Annotated in this window: 22 protein-coding genes; 18 read left to right on the forward strand and 4 right to left on the reverse strand. The window is 54.6% G+C overall.

All coding sequences use genetic code 11. The annotated features are described in order from the left end of the window. The first annotated feature begins 3 nt into the window (after positions 1–3). On the forward strand, positions 4–672 hold the full coding sequence (gene pmrA / locus On2M_RS21980) for a two-component system response regulator PmrA (RefSeq protein WP_003031849.1): 669 nt from the start codon (positions 4–6) through the stop codon (positions 670–672). After that, on the forward strand, positions 673–1,755 hold the full coding sequence (pmrB, locus tag On2M_RS21985; RefSeq protein WP_187253959.1) for a two-component system sensor histidine kinase PmrB: 1,083 nt from the start codon (positions 673–675) through the stop codon (positions 1,753–1,755). On the opposite strand, the gene pmrR is transcribed toward pmrB, so the two are convergent. Continuing rightward, positions 1,749–1,838: an LpxT activity modulator PmrR gene (gene pmrR, locus On2M_RS24460; protein ID WP_151218021.1), complete on the reverse strand. Its 90-nt coding sequence runs from the start codon at positions 1,836–1,838 to the stop codon at positions 1,749–1,751. The two genes, pmrB and pmrR, sit on opposite strands and share 7 nt — an antisense overlap. Positions 1,839–1,908: 70 nt before the next feature. Beyond that, on the reverse strand, positions 1,909–3,411 hold the full coding sequence (gene proP, locus On2M_RS21995; RefSeq protein ID WP_151218022.1) for a glycine betaine/L-proline transporter ProP: 1,503 nt from the start codon (positions 3,409–3,411) through the stop codon (positions 1,909–1,911). Between the two features lie 692 nt (positions 3,412–4,103). Here proP and kdgT point away from each other — a divergent pair. Then, positions 4,104–5,102: a 2-keto-3-deoxygluconate transporter gene (kdgT, locus tag On2M_RS22000; protein ID WP_247605065.1), complete on the forward strand. Its 999-nt coding sequence runs from the start codon at positions 4,104–4,106 to the stop codon at positions 5,100–5,102. A gap of 30 nt (positions 5,103–5,132) precedes the next feature. Here kdgT and On2M_RS22005 read toward each other — a convergent pair whose 3' ends face one another. Then, positions 5,133–6,026, reverse strand: a complete 894-nt coding sequence (locus On2M_RS22005) for a diguanylate cyclase regulator RdcB family protein (RefSeq protein WP_151218024.1) — start codon at positions 6,024–6,026, stop codon at positions 5,133–5,135. After that, positions 6,023–8,380 carry a clamp-binding protein CrfC gene (gene crfC / locus On2M_RS22010; protein ID WP_210905459.1) on the reverse strand — a complete coding sequence of 786 codons (2,358 nt, stop codon included), beginning with the start codon at positions 8,378–8,380 and terminating at the stop codon, positions 6,023–6,025. Before crfC ends, On2M_RS22005 begins: the two co-directional genes overlap by 4 nt. A gap of 540 nt (positions 8,381–8,920) precedes the next feature. On the opposite strand from crfC, the gene On2M_RS22015 reads away from it, so the two are divergent. The 15 genes from On2M_RS22015 (at position 8,921) to phnO (ending at position 19,893) form a co-directional block, all read left to right on the forward strand. Beyond that, positions 8,921–9,256, forward strand: coding sequence for a zinc ribbon domain-containing protein YjdM (locus On2M_RS22015; RefSeq protein WP_096758651.1), 336 nt, complete (start codon positions 8,921–8,923; stop codon positions 9,254–9,256). 139 nt (positions 9,257–9,395) lie between these two features. Further along, positions 9,396–9,842 carry a VOC family metalloprotein YjdN gene (yjdN, locus tag On2M_RS22020; RefSeq protein WP_151218025.1) on the forward strand — a complete coding sequence of 149 codons (447 nt, stop codon included), beginning with the start codon at positions 9,396–9,398 and terminating at the stop codon, positions 9,840–9,842. Between the two features lie 132 nt (positions 9,843–9,974). Then, entirely contained in the window at positions 9,975–10,763 is a 789-nt protein-coding gene (gene phnC, locus On2M_RS22025) for a phosphonate ABC transporter ATP-binding protein (protein WP_151218026.1), read from the forward strand. A gap of 24 nt (positions 10,764–10,787) precedes the next feature. Beyond that, the gene (gene phnD / locus On2M_RS22030; RefSeq protein ID WP_210905460.1) at positions 10,788–11,804 is read left to right on the forward strand and encodes a phosphonate ABC transporter substrate-binding protein; all 1,017 of its coding nucleotides are present in this window, start codon (positions 10,788–10,790) and stop codon (positions 11,802–11,804) included. A gap of 68 nt (positions 11,805–11,872) precedes the next feature. After that, positions 11,873–12,652: a phosphonate ABC transporter, permease protein PhnE gene (gene phnE / locus On2M_RS22035; RefSeq protein ID WP_003841119.1), complete on the forward strand. Its 780-nt coding sequence runs from the start codon at positions 11,873–11,875 to the stop codon at positions 12,650–12,652. A gap of 20 nt (positions 12,653–12,672) precedes the next feature. Continuing rightward, positions 12,673–13,398: a phosphonate metabolism transcriptional regulator PhnF gene (gene phnF / locus On2M_RS22040; RefSeq protein ID WP_151218028.1), complete on the forward strand. Its 726-nt coding sequence runs from the start codon at positions 12,673–12,675 to the stop codon at positions 13,396–13,398. Beyond that, positions 13,399–13,851 (forward strand): phosphonate C-P lyase system protein PhnG, encoded by a 453-nt coding sequence (gene phnG / locus On2M_RS22045; RefSeq protein ID WP_151218029.1) that lies wholly within the window; start codon positions 13,399–13,401, stop codon positions 13,849–13,851. Beyond that, positions 13,848–14,432, forward strand: coding sequence for a phosphonate C-P lyase system protein PhnH (phnH, locus tag On2M_RS22050; protein ID WP_151224624.1), 585 nt, complete (start codon positions 13,848–13,850; stop codon positions 14,430–14,432). Before phnG ends, phnH begins: the two co-directional genes overlap by 4 nt. Beyond that, positions 14,432–15,499 carry a carbon-phosphorus lyase complex subunit PhnI gene (locus On2M_RS22055; RefSeq protein WP_187253963.1) on the forward strand — a complete coding sequence of 356 codons (1,068 nt, stop codon included), beginning with the start codon at positions 14,432–14,434 and terminating at the stop codon, positions 15,497–15,499. Before phnH ends, On2M_RS22055 begins: the two co-directional genes overlap by 1 nt. A 46-nt stretch (positions 15,500–15,545) precedes the next feature. Next, positions 15,546–16,337, forward strand: a complete 792-nt coding sequence (phnJ, locus tag On2M_RS22060; RefSeq protein ID WP_247605068.1) for an alpha-D-ribose 1-methylphosphonate 5-phosphate C-P-lyase PhnJ — start codon at positions 15,546–15,548, stop codon at positions 16,335–16,337. Beyond that, positions 16,334–17,092, forward strand: coding sequence for a phosphonate C-P lyase system protein PhnK (gene phnK / locus On2M_RS22065; protein WP_003844769.1), 759 nt, complete (start codon positions 16,334–16,336; stop codon positions 17,090–17,092). Before phnJ ends, phnK begins: the two co-directional genes overlap by 4 nt. 9 nt (positions 17,093–17,101) lie before the next feature. Beyond that, complete coding sequence (phnL, locus tag On2M_RS22070; RefSeq protein ID WP_151218033.1) at positions 17,102–17,782, forward strand: phosphonate C-P lyase system protein PhnL; 681 nt, start codon at positions 17,102–17,104, stop codon at positions 17,780–17,782. Continuing rightward, positions 17,779–18,915: an alpha-D-ribose 1-methylphosphonate 5-triphosphate diphosphatase gene (gene phnM / locus On2M_RS22075; RefSeq protein ID WP_210905461.1), complete on the forward strand. Its 1,137-nt coding sequence runs from the start codon at positions 17,779–17,781 to the stop codon at positions 18,913–18,915. Before phnL ends, phnM begins: the two co-directional genes overlap by 4 nt. A 2-nt stretch (positions 18,916–18,917) precedes the next feature. Continuing rightward, positions 18,918–19,472 (forward strand): ribose 1,5-bisphosphokinase, encoded by a 555-nt coding sequence (gene phnN / locus On2M_RS22080; protein WP_151218035.1) that lies wholly within the window; start codon positions 18,918–18,920, stop codon positions 19,470–19,472. After that, positions 19,459–19,893 (forward strand): aminoalkylphosphonate N-acetyltransferase, encoded by a 435-nt coding sequence (gene phnO / locus On2M_RS22085; protein WP_187253965.1) that lies wholly within the window; start codon positions 19,459–19,461, stop codon positions 19,891–19,893. Before phnN ends, phnO begins: the two co-directional genes overlap by 14 nt. The last annotated feature ends 8 nt before the right edge of the window (positions 19,894–19,901 follow it).

Here is a 19,901-nt window from a genome sequence, read left to right on the forward strand (position 1 = left end):
CGAATGAAAATTCTGATTGTTGAAGACGATACGTTGTTATTACAGGGACTGATACTCGCCGCGCAAACAGAAGGCTATGCCTGCGACGGCGTATCGACGGCCCGTGCAGCGGAGCAGTGTCTGGAAAGCGGACATTACAGTCTGGTGGTCCTCGACCTGGGCTTACCGGATGAAGACGGCCTGCACTTTCTGAACCGAATCAGGCAGAAAAAATACACCGTGCCGGTACTCATCCTCACCGCCCGTGATACGGTGAAAGACCGGGTCAGCGGGCTGGACGTGGGGGCCGATGACTATCTGGTCAAACCGTTCGCACTGGAAGAACTGCATGCCCGCATCCGGGCGCTGCTGCGTCGGCATAACAATCAGGGTGAAAGTGAACTCATTGTCAGCAACCTGACGCTGAATATCGGTCGTCGCCAGGTGTGGATGGACGGGCAAGAGGTTATCTTAACGCCAAAAGAATACGCACTCCTGTCGCGCCTGATGCTCAAAGCGGGCAGCCCGGTACACCGGGAAATCCTCTATAACGACATCTACAGCTGGGATAACGAACCGTCGACCAATACGCTGGAAGTGCACATTCACAACCTGCGCGACAAAGTCGGAAAATCTCGCATCCGCACGGTCAGGGGATTTGGCTATATGCTGGTTGCCACTGAGGAAAGCTAAGTGAAGCTGCTGCAATATCTAAAACAACCTCTCCCGCTTCGTCATCGCCTGATGCTGACGATTGGTCTTATTCTGCTGGTCTTTCAGCTGATTAGTACCTTCTGGTTGTGGCACGAAAGTACCGAGCAAATACAGTTATTCGAACAGGCATTGCGCGAAAATCGTAACAACGATCGCCACATCATGCATGAGATCCGTGAGGCTATCGCCAGCCTGATCGTCCCCGGAATCTTTATGGTCAGCCTGGCGCTGCTGATTTGCTACCAGGCAGTGCGACGTATTACTCGCCCGCTGGCGGATCTGCAAAAAGAGCTGGAAGCGCGGGCAGCCGATAACCTGACCCCGATTGAAATTCACAGCTCAACCATTGAGATCCAGGCGGTTGTCTCAGCGCTAAACGACCTGGTAACGCGGCTAACCAGCACGATTGAAAACGAACGCTTATTTACCGCCGATGTCGCTCACGAACTGCGCACGCCGCTGTCAGGCGTGCGCCTGCATCTTGAATTACTGTCCAAAACTCATAAGGTCGATGTTTCGCCGTTAATTGCCCGCCTTGACCAAATGATGGATAGCGTGTCGCAGCTGCTGCAACTCGCCCGCGTCGGACAGTCGTTTTCAGCCGGGAGCTATCAGCACGTCAAACTGCTGGAGGATGTGATTCTGCCCTCCTACGATGAACTCAGCACCATGCTGGACCAGCGCCAGCAGACGCTGCTCCTACCGCAAAGTACTGTGGACGTTGTCGTACGTGGCGATGCAACGCTCTTACGGATGTTGCTGCGAAATCTGGTGGAGAACGCACATCGCTACAGCCCGGAAGGCACCCATATTACGATTAGTCTGAATACAGAGCATGATGCCGTCATGGCCGTCGAAGATGAAGGGCCAGGCATTGATGAAAGTAAATGCGGGGAACTGAGCAAAGCGTTTGTGCGGATGGATAGCCGTTTTGGCGGGATTGGGCTGGGACTGAGCATTGTCAGTCGAATCACCCAGTTACATCGCGGGCATTTTTATTTGCAAAATCGTCAGGGAACCACCGGTACTCGCGCGTGGGTAGAATTAGCGAAAGATCAGTAAGAACTCACCCATACGTACAAAAAGCTGCTGATAATTAGTACGCTGCACACGGTGGTCAAACTTTCGTAAATGCGGGTTTTCATGACACTCTCCTCCGAGGATATGGAGGAGAGTTTGCCTGAAGGATATTAAGCCAACCTTAAGCCATGAAAACTACTCATCAATACGCGGATGCTGCTGCACCAGGCGCGTACGCTTAAGTTGCAGCTCTGCAATTTCCTGATCGATGTCTTCAATTTTCTGCTCAATATTGTCGTAGTGCTCGCCAAGGATCTCTTTCGCTTCCTGAATATCCGACGCGGCAGGCGTGGCCCCTTTCAACGGCTGATTGGCGGTTTCTTTCATGGTCACGCCAGTAATTAAACCTATCACCGCAATTACCATCAGATAATAAGCTGGCATCATCAGATTCTGCGAGCTTTCCACCAGCCATGCGGCCAGCGTCGGGGTCAGACCGGCTACCAATACCGAGATATTAAACGCGGCGGCCAGCGCACTGTAGCGAATATGCGTCGGGAACATCGCCGGTAACGTTGACGCCATCACCCCGGTAAAACAGTTGAGGATCACCGCCAGCATCAGTAACCCGGCGAAAATCAGGCCAATGACGTTACTGTTGATCAGGATAAATGCCGGAATGGCCAGCACAAACAGCGCAATACTGCCCATAATCACAAACGGACGGCGTCCAAAGCGGTCACTGAGCAAACCCATAATCGGCTGTACAAACAGCATACCAATCATGATGGCGATAATAATCAACACGCCGTGGTCTTCAGAGTAATGCAGGTTATGCGACAGGTAGCTCGGCATATAGGTGAGCAGCATGTAATAGGTGACGTTGGTAGCAATAACCAGCCCGATACACGCCAGCAGGCTGCGCCAGTGTTTGGTCGCAATCTCTTTAAACGAAACCTTCGGACCTTCCTGCAGACCCTGTCGATCGCCCTGCTCCAGTTTATCCACGTGCTGCTGGAACGCCGGCGTTTCTTCCAGCGCATGACGCAGGTACAGGCCAATCAGCCCTAACGGTAGCGCAAGGAAGAACGGAATACGCCAGCCCCACTCAAGGAAGTTTTCTTCGCCGACGACAGTTGAGATCAGGACTACCACGCCCGCACCCAGCACAAACCCGGCAATCGAGCCGAAGTCCAGCCAACTGCCCATAAATCCGCGCTTACGGTCTGGCGAGTACTCTGCGACAAAAATCGACGCCCCGGTGTACTCCCCACCGACCGAGAACCCCTGCGCCATCTTACACAGCAACAGCAGAATCGGCGCCCAGATACCAATCGAGGCATATGAAGGAATGAGACCGATACAGAAGGTACTGATCGACATAATCACAATGGTGATGGCGAGGATCTTCTGACGACCGTATTTATCGCCAAGCATACCGAAGAACAATCCGCCAAGCGGTCGAATCAGAAAGGGAACAGAGAAAGTAGCGAGTGCGGCAACCATCTGCACGCTGGGGTCAGCCCCCGGGAAGAACACTTTACCTAATGCGTAAGCAACAAACCCATAAACACCAAAATCAAACCACTCCATCGCATTACCTAACGACGCCGCGGTAATGGCTTTCCGCAGTTTACCATCATCAATGATGGTAACGTCGCGCAGCGTTATTGGTTTTATTTTTTTCCTTTTAAGCATACCAGTCCTCGTAGACTTAGCCCTGTCACGCTCCAGTCGAGTCTCAACGCCGCATGCGTCAAGGTCATCGCCGAGCGGGGAATGCACAAGCGCACTCCCTGTAACAAGCGTAGCAGGTTTACTTACACACCCTGGTTAAGGGTTATACAACCGAACCTGTTGACGCCTGATTGGGCGGTTAATGACCTCTTTACCCTAACAGTGTTTAAATTTGTGATCAACTTCACATATAAATTTTCATTTCGTCAACATGTGTAAATCAGCTCATTCTGAGTCAGATTTTTTACATGTCACGCTTGCGCTTTTTTGACAATGGAATTTAAGAATACATCGCTTTATTTCACCAACAATCACAATAGTCACTATTATTCTGCTAGCAAAAAAAACACTACATCCCTTCACAAAAAGATCACAGCTTTTTTAATAATCATGGCGTTTAAGGTTTTTTGCTCGGAATATGTGATGAAGATAACTAAAACATCGTTTTATTTTGATTGAATCAATGTTCCCATGAATGCAAACTAATTCCAGACGCAATATCCCTGGGAGCAGCAACACGCTCAACGTATGCCGCGTTAGATTTTATAAAACAAAGAGATAGTGGTTTTCTTTGTTAAAAGATCCGAATAACCATTTGAATTTATTAATTTTTCTTTCGCGAGTATTAGCTGCGACAAGACATGAGGACGTTTATGAAAATTAAAGCCACGATTGAACGCATCCCCGGCGGAATGATGTTGATTCCTCTGTTATTAGGCGCAGTGTTAAATACGTTAGCTCCGGATACCGGCGCGTATTTCGGTTCGTTTACTAAAGGTATGATCAGCGGAACGGTGCCAATTCTGGCTGTGTGGTTTTTTTGTATCGGCGCATCTATTGATTTACGGGCAACCGGTACGGTATTACGCAAATCCGGCACGCTGGTATTAACCAAAATAGCCGTGGCATGGGCAGTGGCAATGATTGCCGCTTCATTTATTCCTGATACCGGTATTCAAACCGGGTTCTTTGCCGGTCTATCCGTACTGGCCATTGTTTCAGCGATGGACATGACCAACGGCGGTTTGTACGCCAGCCTGATGAACCAGTACGGAACAAAAGAAGAGTCTGGCGCCTTTGTATTGATGTCTCTGGAATCCGGTCCGTTAATGACAATGGTGATCCTCGGCTCTGCGGGCCTGGCCTCTTTCGAACCACACCATTTTGTCGGCGCGGTATTACCGTTCCTGATTGGTTTTGCGTTGGGTAACCTGGATCACGATCTTCGTGCCTTCTTCAGCAAAGCTACCCCAGTGCTGATCCCGTTCTTCGGCTTCGCATTGGGCAACACGATTAACCTGAGCGTCATCGTTGATACTGGTCTGCTGGGCATTCTGCTGGGTGTCGCGGTTATCGTCATCACCGGTATCCCGCTGATTATTGCTGACCGCGTCATTGGCGGCGGAAACGGTACGGCGGGCGTGGCAGCCTCTTCTGCCGCAGGCGCTGCGGTGGCAAACCCGGTGATTATCGCCCAGATCAACCCGGCATTTGAACCGGTTGCCGCATCCGCTACGGCACTGGTTGCCGCCAGCGTGATTGTCACCGCCATTCTGGTGCCGATTATCACCGCGTTGTATGCCAAACATTTTAATAAAAACCAGGTCGCCAACGAGACGGTGGCTACCCCGGCAGACTCACTGCACCACTAAGCCTGCCTTTGCTTCACTTACCGCCCCTGCTCAACTGATGAGCTGGGGCGGTGCGAAAATCTCCTCAACCATCGCATCGACCAGCCGCTTCGCCGAACACAATCTCGGCATTCCCAGAGCCACATTTTGCCAACGCTGCGTCACCGACCAGCTCACCGGATGGCGTTGCGCATCGCACCAGTCCCCCAGCCAGCTCAACATATCGTGATGCTCTACTGAGCCACCAATGGCTGGCGTACTGAGCCAATGATGATAGTAATGACGCGTGGCGGGCGCCGCATTCACGCTATCCGCCAGCGCCTGAGCGGCCATCGTACGCAGATTGTCTTTCAGCATTGACACCACATCGGCATTCGCTAACCGGCAAGCGTCACCGAAGGCCCCCCAGCGCAGTTCCTCCAGCGCGACAAAACAGCGTCCAGGTAACGACCAACCGTCATACGCGCCAGCCCGCCAGCGGGTAAAAATTTGCTCGCTGTGTTCGCCCGCCTGAACTGTAAGACCGCGTTGCGTCACCGCCTTCTCTTTATAAGCGCCGCGCTGGGTAAACCAGTCAGCAAGCGAACTGATCTGCTGCACAAGACCAGGTGTGGAAAGTCCACGCGGGTGTTCAGTTTGTTGTAAACACATCAGCCCTTCAGCAATGCGTACCAGCGCCAGATGACCCGGGTCAATCATGCCAGCCAGTTTTTCCACCAGCTTTAGCCGCATCACCAGATGCTCGCTGGACACGCCCGCCATTACCCACGCACGCAGTTGCGTCTGGGATAACACCTCCTGCGTCAGGCGTGCTCGCAGGCGCTGCTGCTGTTGCAGAAAACCGCCGGAACGTTTGGTTTCATCTCCCTGAACCAGATCGACCATAAACTTCGGGTAGACACACTCCAGCGTCCGCCCGGGGCCTTCCAGTAACACGTTAGTCATGTGTGCTCGGTTGCAAAAAGGGTATTGATATCGTCGCGCAGCAAGCGGGAATCTTCATAAAGCCATGCCGCAGTCGTAATACAATGCTGCAGTTGTTCGTTCAGGGCATTCACCGCAGATTCATTTTGCTGACGCAGGGTCAGACTCTCACGCAGGCTCGCCTGTAATTGCGTCAAACACAGTGAAAAGTCAGCAAAAAACGTGGCCATGCCTGCCGTAACGGAAATATCGACCTGAGCCGCTAAAGCTTTACGAATTTGTTGGCAAAACTGGGTGACGTAGTGCACAAGGTTTTTATGCAGAGCTCCCATATCAATGAGATAACGCGTTTTTGTTTCGACGTAATCATTCCATCCCCAGTTGGGTTGATTCAGCCAGCGAGAGAACGTATCCCGCACCGCGCCACCAGTCGACGGCGGATTTTCTACCGGAATATCCTGTTCAATGGCCTCGTTAAACAACTGGCGGGTATTGAAGTTAAACATCGCCGTATGAAACGCCGGAAAACGGATCCGCGCACGAAAACCAGCATGATTAAGTTCCTCTTTCACCCGCTGCTCAATAGGGCGCATAGCGTCGTTTAGCGCCCGGGACAGCGTCGACTCAAGCTGCTCAAAGCGCAGAGCTAAATCCCGACTCATACTTTCCTGCGCTGCCAGCAATACGACCTCACAGGACGATCGTATTTTATCCAGCACGATTTTCGCCTGCCCTTCATCATGCAGCACCAGCATTTCTCCGGCCATTTCTACCGAGGAAACGCCAGCTCCAAGGCCATGCCGAGACATCATCAGAACGTTTTCTTTGACAAAAAACGTGTTGATACTGCGAAGAATCTCGGTCTGTTGCTCACTGAGATAGGCCGCGGCAGCCGCCAAAGTCAGCTCTACCTCATGACTGACTTCATCGCTCACCCGCCCCTGGCTCACTTCTAACTGCTGCATATCCTCTTCAATATGCGTGATGTTCAACCGTAGCTTTTCATAGGCGACCGTTAACCCGTGGGCGCGAAACTCCAGGTATTCATGCGCGCTTTGCGCATAGTTCAATAACTTATGCGACGCTGAGCGTAGCGCATACAGCGAAGCATTGGCGTGAGCGGCGTGAATCACTTTCTGGATCGGCTGCTCAAACAAAGAATCCTCCCACAACAGATCGGCGGCATGACGGATGTGCTCCATATCCTCAAGATCGGTGGTGTGCCAGCGTCTGCCAAGCGCCGCTTCGGCAAAATCCTGTACCCAACGTTGCACCTGATGATCCGGCAACCGCCCGTGGGTCATCAACTCGTGACGCGCCCTGTTCGCCAGATAACCCCACATAGAAGAAACCGGATAAATTCGCTCTGGGGCAATTCCCCCTTGCATCAGCGTACCGGAAATGAGCGCCCGCACCTGCTCTTCATCATCACTGTTGCGGTCTTTCTGATCGAATTTGTTCACCAGCGCATACAGCGGCACTGACTTTCCGACCGCCATAATCGCCTGACGCACTTCTTCATCAGAAATAGACTTCAGTTGGGTGTAATCCAACACCGCCAGTACCGCGGAAGCCCGCGCCAGCTGTTCATTCAACATCTTTTGTAAGTGCGGTTGCCCGGCCTCATTCGGCCCTGGCGTATCCAGCAGGGTTAATTGTCCCGGATAACTCGCCTGTCCGGCTAAATGGACAAATTCAACCTCGATAACCGGAATGTGCTCAATCGCGGCATAAGCGGCAAAAGGAAAATCAGCCTCCAGCGCCTTTGACAAACGCACCAGGTCATTCAGGCTTTTAAGGCAATGGAAAATAGGCTGTGCGCCAAGATAATAGCGTTCAAATGCGACACCATTTTCAATATGTTGCAGCAGGAGATTCATATCCTTATCAATCTCCAGGGTCTGCGTAAGACGCTGGCGATCGCACTCGCGCACGCGCTGCTGTAAAACTTTCATCAAAGCATCGATCGGCGCGACATGTGAAAAATGCAGAACCGGTTCCTTCTGTCCCGGCGTATGGCGGATTAGCGTCGGTAACGCCGTCATCGGGCGATTACGATTAGGTAAAACTTCGGTCCCCACAATTGCGTTAATCGTCGTCGACTTCCCTGCTTTCATAGTGCCGACAATCGCCAGCACCATCTCCAGACGCGTAATCTTGCGCAGCTCATTGTTGAGTGTTGCTTGCTGGACATCCATGCCACGCGCGCTGAAATGCAGGGGCTGGACCACCTGTCTGCTATGCTCTCCTTGTTTTAGCGCAACATCATCTAACGACGTTATAGGCAATGTTTGCAATTGCCTGAGATGTTCAAGCGAAAGCATCAGCAAGCGTTCCGCTTCCTGACTTAATTCATATATTGTCTGTGTGTGCATGGAAAATCTTTCCTTAACGCAAATAACATTACTTTTATTTAGCCCAATCGTTTTATTTATAGATTTTTTGGCTTTTATAATTACGTGTGGAAATAATTAAAATCAAAACAACCAATTGATATTATTAAAATAATTTTGACGTACAACCGCTGGCATGAAGCCTCTCACTTATGTAATAAGTAAGAAAGATAAACAGCGTAGTTCAGTTTTAAAAAATGCCAGCTTAATCCCCCTACTAAAATTAAGGGGGTATGAGATATTTAATCACAATGACTTAGACATCCCCAGGCGATGTTACCTATGAATATCAGATATTTCGCCTCACCTTATCTTAAATAACCTGGCGTAGCAATTTCCCTTAAAAAATATTCCGCCATACTTTCATTGAGGTTAATGCAAGGGGTCTTTACAGCAGATCATTTTGCTTAATTGCGCAGTAGTCCCGACAAAAGCAGGGATTTTATGTATAATTGCGGCCTTTTTCGGCAATCTGCCATTTTTTGGGCGCATTTGCCCCTGCTGACTTTTGAGGAAATCCACATGTCATTACCACACTGCCCACAATGCAACTCCGAATACACTTACGAAGATAACGGCATGTTCATCTGCCCGGAATGCGCTCACGAATGGAACGATGCTGAACCGGCTCACGACAGCGACGAACTGATCGTTAAAGATGCCAACGGCAACCTGCTGGCCGACGGCGACAGCGTTACCGTCGTGAAAGACCTGAAGGTAAAAGGTAGCTCTTCCATGCTGAAGATCGGGACCAAAGTAAAAAACATTCGTCTGGTTGAAGGCGACCACAACATCGATTGCAAAATCGATGGCTTTGGTCCAATGAAGCTAAAATCTGAGTTTGTGAAAAAGAACTGATGCAAATTACCTGATGGCGCTACGCTCGTCAGGCCTACACCAGCTCATCAACCAGGCGGGAAGCTCATACTTCCCGCCTGGTTTGTTTATGCAGACGATAACTACACTTAACTGGTTTCTTTTACCTGAGGTAAAGATTATGCCGTTAAGTCCCTATATCTCCTTTGCAGGCAACTGCGCCGACGCTATCGCTTTCTATCAAAAAACGTTAGGCGCTGAGCTGCTCTACAAAATCAACTTCAGTGAAATGCCCAAATCGGCGCAGGACAGTGAAGAAGGCTGCCCTTCCGCTATGAAATTCCCCGATACCGCCATTGCCCACGCCAACCTGCGCGTTGCGGGCAGCGACATCATGATGAGCGATAGCGCCCCTGACGGAAATGCCCACTACTCCGGCTTTACGCTAGTGCTCGACACGCAAAACGTCGACGAAGGTAAACGCTGGTTTGATAACCTGGCAGCAAACGGAAAAATCGAAATGGACTGGCAGGAAACCTTCTGGGCCCACGGTTTCGGTAAAGTGAGTGACCAGTATGGTGTCCCGTGGATGATCAACGTCGTCAAACAGCAGCCGCTATCCGAGTAATCAAACGGGAGGCCAACCCTCCCGTACTGTCATCAAATATCGCTCAACTCTTCATCGCCAAGTAACCATCCCTTAACGAAAACGTCACATTGATCCGCCACGATGGGGCCACTTTTTTAGGGAGGCCGCAACATGCAAACGATTATTCGCGTCGAAAAACTCTCCAAATCCTTCAATCAACATCAGGCGCTTAATGCGGTTGATCTGAACATCTGTTCCGGTGAGATGGTGGCTCTGCTTGGGCCGTCTGGCTCCGGCAAATCCACCCTTTTACGTCATTTAAGCGGCTTGATCGTCGGTGATAAATCACCCGGTAGCCACGTCGAACTTTTGGGTCGCACCGTTCAACATGAAGGCCGCCTGGCGCGCGATATCCGCAAAAGTCGCGCCCACACCGGCTACATCTTCCAGCAGTTCAATTTGGTGAATCGCCTGACGGTGCTGGAGAACGTTCTGATTGGCGCGCTCGGCAGCACACCGTTCTGGCGCACCTGTTTTAGCTGGTTTACCGCTGAGCAGAAACAGCGCGCATTACAAGCGTTAACCCGCGTTGGCATGGCGCACTTTGCCTACCAACGCGTTTCCACGCTTTCGGGCGGGCAACAGCAGCGCGTCGCGATTGCCCGCGCGTTAATGCAGCAGGCAAAAGTAATCCTTGCTGACGAGCCTATTGCCTCGCTGGATCCAGAATCCGCACGCATCGTGATGGACACCCTGCGCGACATCAACCAGACCGACGGCATCACCGTGGTCGTCACGCTGCATCAGGTGGATTACGCCCTGCGCTACTGCGAACGCATTGTCGCGCTGCGCCAGGGCAACGTCTTCTTTGATGGCAGCAGCCAGCATTTTGATAACGATCGTTTTGACCATCTTTACCGCAGCATGAACCGCGTCGAACAGAACGCGCAGGCTGCTTAACTTTGTCCGAACTGAGGAATAAACATGAATTACAAGGCTGTTGCCGCGCTGGCATTCACCGGCATGTTCAGCGTCAGTACTCTGCTCAGTCCAGCATTTGCCGAGGAGCAAGAGAAAGCGCTGAACTTTGGCATTATTTCGACCGAATCACAGCAAAACCTGAAGCCACAGTGGGAACCGTTCCTGAAGGACATGGAAAAATCGCTGGGCGTGAAGGTAAACGCCTTCTTCGCGCCAGACTACGCCGGGATCATCCAGGGCATGCGCTTTAACAAAGTGGATATCGCCTGGTACGGCAATCTCTCGGCAATGGAAGCGGTGGATCGCGCTAACGGGCAAGTGTTTGCCCAGACCGTCGCCGCCGACGGATCCCCGGGTTACTGGAGCGTGTTGATCGTTAACAAAGACAGTCCGATCAATAACCTGAACGATCTGATCGCCAAACGTAAGGATCTGACCTTCGGCAACGGCGATCCAAACTCGACATCAGGCTTCCTCGTTCCCGGTTATTACGTCTTCGCCAAAAACAACATCTCCGCCAGCGACTTCAAACGCACCGTTAACGCCGGGCACGAAACCAACGCTCTGGCCGTCGCCAACAAACAGGTCGATGTCGCCACCAACAACACCGAAAACCTCGACAAGCTGAAAACGTCCGCGCCGGACAAACTAAAAGAATTGAAAGTTATCTGGAAGTCACCGCTGATTCCGGGCGATCCGATCGTCTGGCGTAAAAATCTCTCCGAAAACACCAAGGACAAGGTGTACGACTTCTTTATGAATTACGGCAAAACGCCGGAACAGAAAACCGTACTGGAACGCCTGGGATGGGCGCCGTTCCGTGCCTCCAGCGACTTACAGCTGGTGCCGATTCGCCAACTGGCGCTGTTTAAAGAGATGCAGAGCGTGAAGGACAACATAGGGCTGAACGAGGAAGAGAAAACCAGCAAAACCTCGGCGCTGAAAGCGCAGCTCGACGACCTGGACCGTCTGACCGCAGCCCTGGGAGCCATGACCAGCGTCAGCAAAGCGGTGCAGTGATTTGTGGGCCGGATGACGCTGCGCTTATCCGGCCTGCCACGCAAATACACGTTCCAACGGAGTCAAACATGCAAACCATCACCGTTGCCCCGCCCAAACGTAGCTGGTTCTCACTACTGAGCTGGGCCATTCTTCTCGCCGTACTGGTGGTCTCGTGGAAAGGTGCCGAAATGGCCCCGCTCACGCTGATCGAGGATTCCGGCAATATGGCGACCTTCGCCGCCGACTTCTTCCCGCCAGATTTCAGCCAGTGGCAGGACTATCTCGGTGAAATGGCCGTCACTCTGCAAATCGCCGTTTGGGGGACCGCCCTCGCCGTGGTGCTGTCGATTCCCTTCGGCCTGATGTGCGCCGACAATCTCGTGCCGTGGTGGATTTACCAGCCGATGCGTCGCCTGATGGACGCCTGCCGCGCCATCAATGAAATGGTCTTCGCCATGCTGTTCGTGGTCGCCGTCGGGTTAGGGCCATTCGCCGGGGTGATGGCGCTGTTTATCCACACCACAGGGGTACTCTCCAAGCTGCTTTCCGAAGCGGTAGAAGCCATTGAGCCGGGTCCGGTAGAAGGTATTCGCGCCACCGGAGCCAACAAAATTGAAGAGATTCTGTACGGCGTTCTGCCACAGGTCATGCCGCTACTGATCTCCTACTCGTTGTATCGCTTTGAATCCAATGTTCGCTCGGCCACGGTGGTCGGCATGGTGGGTGCAGGCGGGATTGGCGTGACCTTATGGGAGGCGATTCGCGGCTTTCAGTTCCAGCAAACCTGCGCCCTGATGGTGTTAATCATCGTCACTGTCAGCCTGTTGGATTTCCTTTCCCAGCGTTTGCGTAAGCACTTTATCTGATTAACGAGGCATTGATTGCTATGCACTTGTCTACACATCCGACCAGTTATCCAACGCGTTATCAGGAAATTGCCGCGAGACTTGAGCAGGAGCTACGTCAACATTACCGCTGCGGCGACTATCTGCCCGCCGAGCATCAGCTTGCCGCGCGTTTTGATGTTAACCGCCACACCCTGCGCCGCGCCATTGACCAGCTGGTTGATCGCGGTTGGGTTCAACGTCGCCAGGGCGTCGGCGTACTGGTGCTGATGCGCCCATTCGATTACCCGCTCAATGCTCAGGCGCGCTTTAGCCAGAACCTGCTGGACCAGGGCAGTCATCCCACCAGCGAAAAACTGCTGGCGGTACTGCGCCCGGCCTCCGGCCACATTGCCGACGCGCTCAGCATTAACGAGGGCGATAACGTGATTCATTTGCGCACTCTGCGCCGGGTAAACGGCATCGCGCTGTGCCAGATCGACCACTATTTTTCCGACCTCACGCTGTGGCCGCTGCTGCAGGACTTCAACAGCGGCTCACTGCACGACTACCTGCACGCACGGTCCGGTCTGACGCTGCTACGGACGCAGACGCGCATCAGCGCCCGCCGCGCACAGGCCAAAGAGAGCAAGGTACTGGAAATCCCCAATATGGCGCCGCTGCTGTGCGTGCGCACCCTGAACCACCGTGAAGGCGAAGAACACGCGGCGGAATATTCCGTCAGCCTGACCCGCGCCGACATGATCGAATTCACTATGGAGCACTGAATGCATTTCGATACCGCCACCCGCCAGCGTTGGATGCGCGCGCTGGCTTACAGCAATGCCGATGCCCTGAACGCCCGCATCAACGCGCTCAAACTGACGCCGGACTATGAACTCATCCGCGCACCTGAATGCGGATTGATGCAGATCCAGGCCCGCATGGGCGGCACCGGCAACCGCTTCTTTGCCGGTGACACCACGATTACCCGTGCAGTAATACGCCTGAAAAGCGGCACGCTGGGTTACGGCTACCTGCTGGGACGCAACAAACGCCATGCCGAGCAGTGCGCAGTCATTGACGCACTGCTGCAGGAGCAAACGCATTTCCAGAACCTAATGGAAACCTTAATTGCCCCGCTGGAAGCGGAACGCGAGGCGCTGATTAGCGCACGCCGTGCCGAAGTCAACGCCAGCCGGGTCGACTTCTTCACGCTGGTACGCGGAGATAACGCATGACCTTACAGACCGCATTTAATTTACCCGTTCAGGATGCTCAGCAGAGCTTTCGTCGCCTGCTGAAAGCCATGAGCGAACCGGGCGTCATCGTCGCCCTGCATCAACTGAAACACGGCTGGCAGCCGCTGGGCCTGGCAACCACCAGCGTGCTGCTGACCCTGGTTGACGGCGACACGCCGGTCTGGTTGGCACCGTCGATGGATAACGATATCGCCCGGCAGAACCTGCGTTTTCACACCAACGCGCCGCTGGTGGATCAGCCGCAACTGGCAGCCTTTGCCGTCGCCGACGGACACATTAGCAGCGAACAGCTAAACGCCCTCTCTGCCGGTTCCGCCGTCGCACCTGAAACCAGCGCCACGTTGATTGTGCAAATCTCTGGCTTAAGCGGCGGACGCATGCTGCGCCTGACCGGGGCCGGTATCGCTGAAGAACGCATGATCGCGCCGCAACTGCCGGAATGCCTGATTCACGAACTCACCGAGCGTCCGCACCCGTTCCCGCTGGGAGTCGATCTGATCCTCACTTGCGGCGAGCGCCTGCTGGCTATTCCGCGAACCACCCATGTGGAGGTGTGCTGATGTACGTCGCCGTCAAAGGGGGCGAGAAGGCGATAGCCAACGCCCACGCCCTGCAAGAAAACCGACGCCGGGGCGATGAGACCATTGCTGAACTGAGCGTGGCGCAAATCGAACAGCAGATGAACCTGGCCGTCGACCGGGTAATGACCGAAGGCGGCATCGCCGATCGTGAACTGGCGGCACTGGCGCTCAAACAGGCCAGCGGCGATAGCGTAGAAGCTATCTTTTTGCTACGCGCCTACCGCACTACGCTGGCAAAAGTGGCGGTGAGCGAGCCGGTAAACAGCGCCGAGATGCACCTCGAACGACGTATTTCCGCCATCTACAAGGATATTCCCGGCGGGCAACTGTTGGGTCCAACCTACGACTACACCCATCGTCTGCTGGATTTTACCCTGCTGGCCAATGGCGAAACGCCGCCACTGCGCACCGCTGATAGCAAACAAGATGCCTCCCCGCACGTTTTTTCCCTGCTGGCGAATCAGGGGCTGGCAAAGCGCGAAGAGGACGACGGCGCTCAACCCGATGACATCACCCGCACGCCGCCGGTTTACCCCTGTTCACGCGCTTCACGCCTGCAGCAGTTGATGCGCGGCGACGAGGGATATCTATTGGCGCTGGCCTACTCCACCCAGCGCGGCTACGGGCGCAATCATCCGTTTGCCGCCGAAATCCGCAGCGGCTATGTGGCACTGGAAACCGTCCCGGAAGAGCTGGGATTTGCGGTGAACGTCGGCGAATTGCTGATGACTGAATGCGAAATGGTCAACGGTTTTGTCGCGCCGGAAAACGATTCCCCCCATTTTACCCGCGGCTACGGACTGGTGTTCGGCATGAGCGAGCGCAAAGCGATGGCGATGGCGTTGGTGGACCGCGCTCTACAGGCAGCCGATTACGATGAGACGGTCACGGGACCGGCGCAGGACGAAGAGTTCGTGCTGGCGCATGCGGATAACGTCGAGGCGGCGGGTTTTGTATCGCACCTCAAACTTCCCCATTACGTCGATTTCCAGGCCGAGCTGGAACTGCTCAAACGCCTGCAACAGGAGTCTACCCGTGACCACTAACCTCTCCGGCTATAACTTTGCGTATCTTGATGAGCAGACCAAGCGCATGATCCGCCGTGCAATTCTGAAAGCGGTGGCGATCCCCGGTTACCAGGTACCGTTCGGCGGTCGCGAAATGCCGATGCCTTACGGCTGGGGAACGGGCGGTATTCAGCTCACAGCCAGCGTGATTGGCGAACCAGACGTGCTGAAGGTGATTGACCAGGGCGCGGATGACACCACCAACGCCGTGTCGATTCGCAACTTCTTCAAACGCGTAACCGGGGTCAATACCACCGAGCGTACGGAAGACGCGACGCTGATCCAGACCCGCCATCGCATCCCGGAAACGCCGCTGGTGGAAGATCAAATCATTATCTTCCAGGTACCGATCCCCGAACCGCTGCGCTTTATCGAACCGCGCGAAACGGAAACCCGCACCATGCACGCGTTGGAAGAGTACGGCATCATGCAGGTGAAACTGTATGAAGATATTGCCCGCTTCGGTCATATCGCCACCACTTACGCCTATCCGGTGAAGGTCAATGACCGCTACGTCATGGACCCGTCGCCCATCCCGAAATTCGACAACCCGAAGATGGACATGATGCCGGCCCTGCAACTGTTTGGCGCAGGCCGCGAAAAGCGCATCTATGCCGTACCACCTTACACCCGCGTGGAAAGCCTCGATTTCGACGATCACCCGTTTACCGTACAGCGCTGGGATGAGCCCTGTGCCATTTGTGGCTCAACCCACAGCTATCTCGATGAAGTGGTGCTCGATGACACCGGCAAACGCATGTTTGTCTGCTCCGACACTGACTACTGCCGCCAACAGAGCGAGGCCCTCAGCAAATGACGCAACCGCTGCTTTCAGTCAACAACCTGACTCATCTCTACGCGCCGGGCAAAGGCTTCAGCGATGTCTCTTTTGACCTGTGGCCTGGCGAAGTGCTGGGTATCGTCGGCGAGTCCGGCTCGGGCAAAACCACACTGCTGAAATCGATCTCTTCACGGCTGACGCCACAGAGCGGTGAGATTTTGTATCAGAACCGCTCGCTGTACGGCATGAATGAGGCCGATCGTCGCCGTCTGCTGCGCACCGAATGGGGCGTGGTGCACCAGCATCCGCTGGATGGTCTGCGCCGTCAGGTCTCCGCCGGTGGCAACATCGGCGAGCGCCTGATGGCCACCGGCGCGCGTCACTATGGCGACATCCGCGCCACCGCACAGCGCTGGCTGGAGGAGGTGGAGATCCCCGCCTCGCGTATCGACGACCTGCCAACCACCTTTTCCGGTGGCATGCAGCAACGCCTGCAGATCGCCCGCAACCTCGTCACCCATCCCAAACTGGTATTTATGGACGAGCCCACCGGAGGGCTGGACGTTTCCGTACAAGCCAAGCTGCTGGACCTGCTGCGCGGCCTGGTGGTGGAACTGGATCTGGCGGTGGTGATTGTCACCCACGATCTGGGCGTGGCGCGTCTGCTGGCAGACCGTTTGCTGGTGATGAAACAGGGTCAGGTGGTGGAAAGTGGGTTAACCGACCGCGTGCTCGACGACCCGCACCATCCGTACACCCAGTTGCTGGTGTCGTCCGTACTGCAGAACTAAGAGGCTCAAATGATTCGCGTTGAAAACGTCAGTAAAACTTTTGTCCTGCATCAGCAAAACGGCGTACGTCTGCCGGTGCTACAAAACGCCACGCTGGAAGTAAAAAATGGCGAATGCGTAGTGCTGCACGGTCATTCCGGCAGCGGTAAATCTACGCTGCTGCGCTCGCTGTACGCCAACTACCTGCCGGATGAAGGACACATCCACATTCGTCACAGCGATGAATGGGTCGATCTGGTTCAGGCCCCGGCGCGCAAAGTGCTGGAAGTTCGCCGTTCAACCATCGGCTGGGTAAGCCAGTTTCTGCGCGTGATCCCAAGGATTTCCGCGCTGGATGTGGTGATGCAACCGCTGCTGGATCTGGGTGTACCTCGTGAGGCGTGCACCGCCAAAGCGGCCAATCTTCTTACCCGCCTGAACGTACCAGAACGACTGTGGCATCTCGCACCGTCGACCTTTTCCGGTGGCGAACAGCAGCGCGTCAACATCGCCCGCGGGTTTATCGTCGATTACCCGATTCTGCTGCTCGATGAGCCTACAGCCTCGCTGGACGCCAAAAACAGCGCCGCCGTTGTCGCATTGATTGAAGAAGCGAAAGCGCGCGGCGCGGCAATTGTCGGCATATTTCACGATCAAACCGTGCGCGATCGCGTAGCAGATCGCCTGCACCTGATGGGAACAACAGCATGATTATCAATAATGTAAAGCTGGTGCTGGAAGATGACGTGGTGCAAGGATCGCTGGAAATTGAGGGCGGAATTATCCGCGCCTTTACTGAGAGTCAGAGCCGTTTACCAGAGGCGCTGGACGGCGAAGGCGGCTGGCTGCTGCCAGGACTTATCGAGCTGCATACCGACAATCTCGACAAGTTTTTCACCCCGCGCCCGAAGGTAGACTGGCCAGCCCACTCGGCGATGAGCAGCCACGACGCACTGATGGTCGCCAGCGGCATTACCACCGTGCTGGACGCGGTGGCGATTGGCGATGTGCGCGACGGCGGTGACCGCCTCGAAAATCTGGAGAAAATGATTAATGCAGTTGAAGAGACGCAAAAGCGCGGGGTTAATCGCGCTGAGCACCGTCTGCATCTGCGCTGCGAACTGCCGCATCACACTACCCTGCCGCTGTTTGAAAAACTGGTTGGTCGTGAGCCGGTGACGCTGGTTTCATTGATGGATCACTCGCCGGGCCAGCGCCAGTTCGCTAGCCGCGAAAAATATCGTGAGTATTATCAGGGGAAATATTCGCTCACCGACGAGCAGATGGCCCGCTATGAAGAAGAACAGTTGGCCCTCGCCGCACGCTGGTCGCAGCCCAACCGTACGGCCATTGCGCAGATGTGTCGCGAACGCCAGATTGCGCTGGCGAGCCATGACGACGCAACCTGCGATCATGTGCTGGAATCGCATCAACTTGGCAGCGTGATCGCCGAATTTCCTACCACATTTGCTGCTGCAGAGGCCTCGCGCCATCATGGCATGAACGTGCTGATGGGCGCGCCAAACATCGTGCGCGGTGGTTCTCACTCCGGCAACGTGGCGGCGCATAAACTGGCTGAGCTGGGCTTGCTGGATATTCTCTCCTCCGACTACTATCCCGCCAGCCTGCTCGATGCGGCGTTTCGCGTGGCGGACGATGAGGCCAACCGTTTTACGCTGCAACAGGCCATTCGTCTGGTGACCCACAATCCGGCGCGGGCATTAAATCTCGACGATCGCGGCGTTATTGCCGAAGGGAAACGCGCGGATCTGGTGCTGGCGCATCGCAAAGACGGCAACATCCATATCGACCACGTCTGGCGTCAGGGCAAAAGGGTATTCTGACTATGGCTAAACTGATCTGGCTGATGGGGCCGTCCGGCTCCGGTAAGGACAGTCTGCTGGCGGAACTCCGCCTACAGGAACCTGCACAACTGCTGGTGGCGCATCGCTACATCACCCGCGCCGCCAACGCAGGAAATGAAAATCATATTGCGCTGAGCGAACCAGAGTTTTTTACCCGCGCCGGGCAGAACCTGCTGGCGCTGAGCTGGCACGCGAACGGCTTCTACTACGGCGTGGGCGTGGAGATAGACCTCTGGCTGCACGCCGGGTTTGATGTGGTGGTCAACGGCTCACGTGCGCATCTGCCCCAGGCGCAAAGTCGCTATGGCGCTTCTTTACTCCCCATTTGCTTACAGGTTTCTCCGGCAATTCTCCGCCAGCGCCTGCAGGCTCGTGGGCGGGAGAGCGAAACGGAAATCGCCGCCCGCCTTGAACGCGCGGCGCGCTATGCGCCGTATGACTGCCACGTCCTGAACAACGATGGTAGTTTGCTACAGTCTGTCGCTACACTACTCACACTGATGGGACGCAAGGAGAAGAAACATGTCTGTCTGTGAATTACGCCGCGCCACGCTCTACGATACCGATGCAGTTTACGCGCTTGTCTGTGAGTTGAAGCAGGGTCAATTCGACCTGCAGGCTTTTAGCGCTGGTTACGCCGCTAATCTGCAGGATCCCAATATGCACTACCAGCTGGCGCTGCTTGACGGACAGATCGTGGGGTTGATCGGCCTGCACCTGCAGTTTCATCTGCACCACGCCAACTGGATTGGCGAGATCCAGGAGCTGGTGGTGATGCCGCAGGCGCGAGGGCTAAGCGTTGGCAGCCAGTTACTGGCCTGGGCCGAAGCCACCGCGCGCGAAGCGGGCGCGGAAATAACCGAACTTTCCACCAGCACCCAACGCCTTGACGCGCACCGTTTTTATCAGCGCGAAGGCTATACCATGAGCCATTTTCGCTTCACAAAACCGTTGTAGGGGGAGCC

Source organism: Citrobacter sp. On2M (assembly GCF_018035235.1).
Taxonomy (GTDB): domain Bacteria; phylum Pseudomonadota; class Gammaproteobacteria; order Enterobacterales; family Enterobacteriaceae; genus Citrobacter; species Citrobacter meridianamericanus.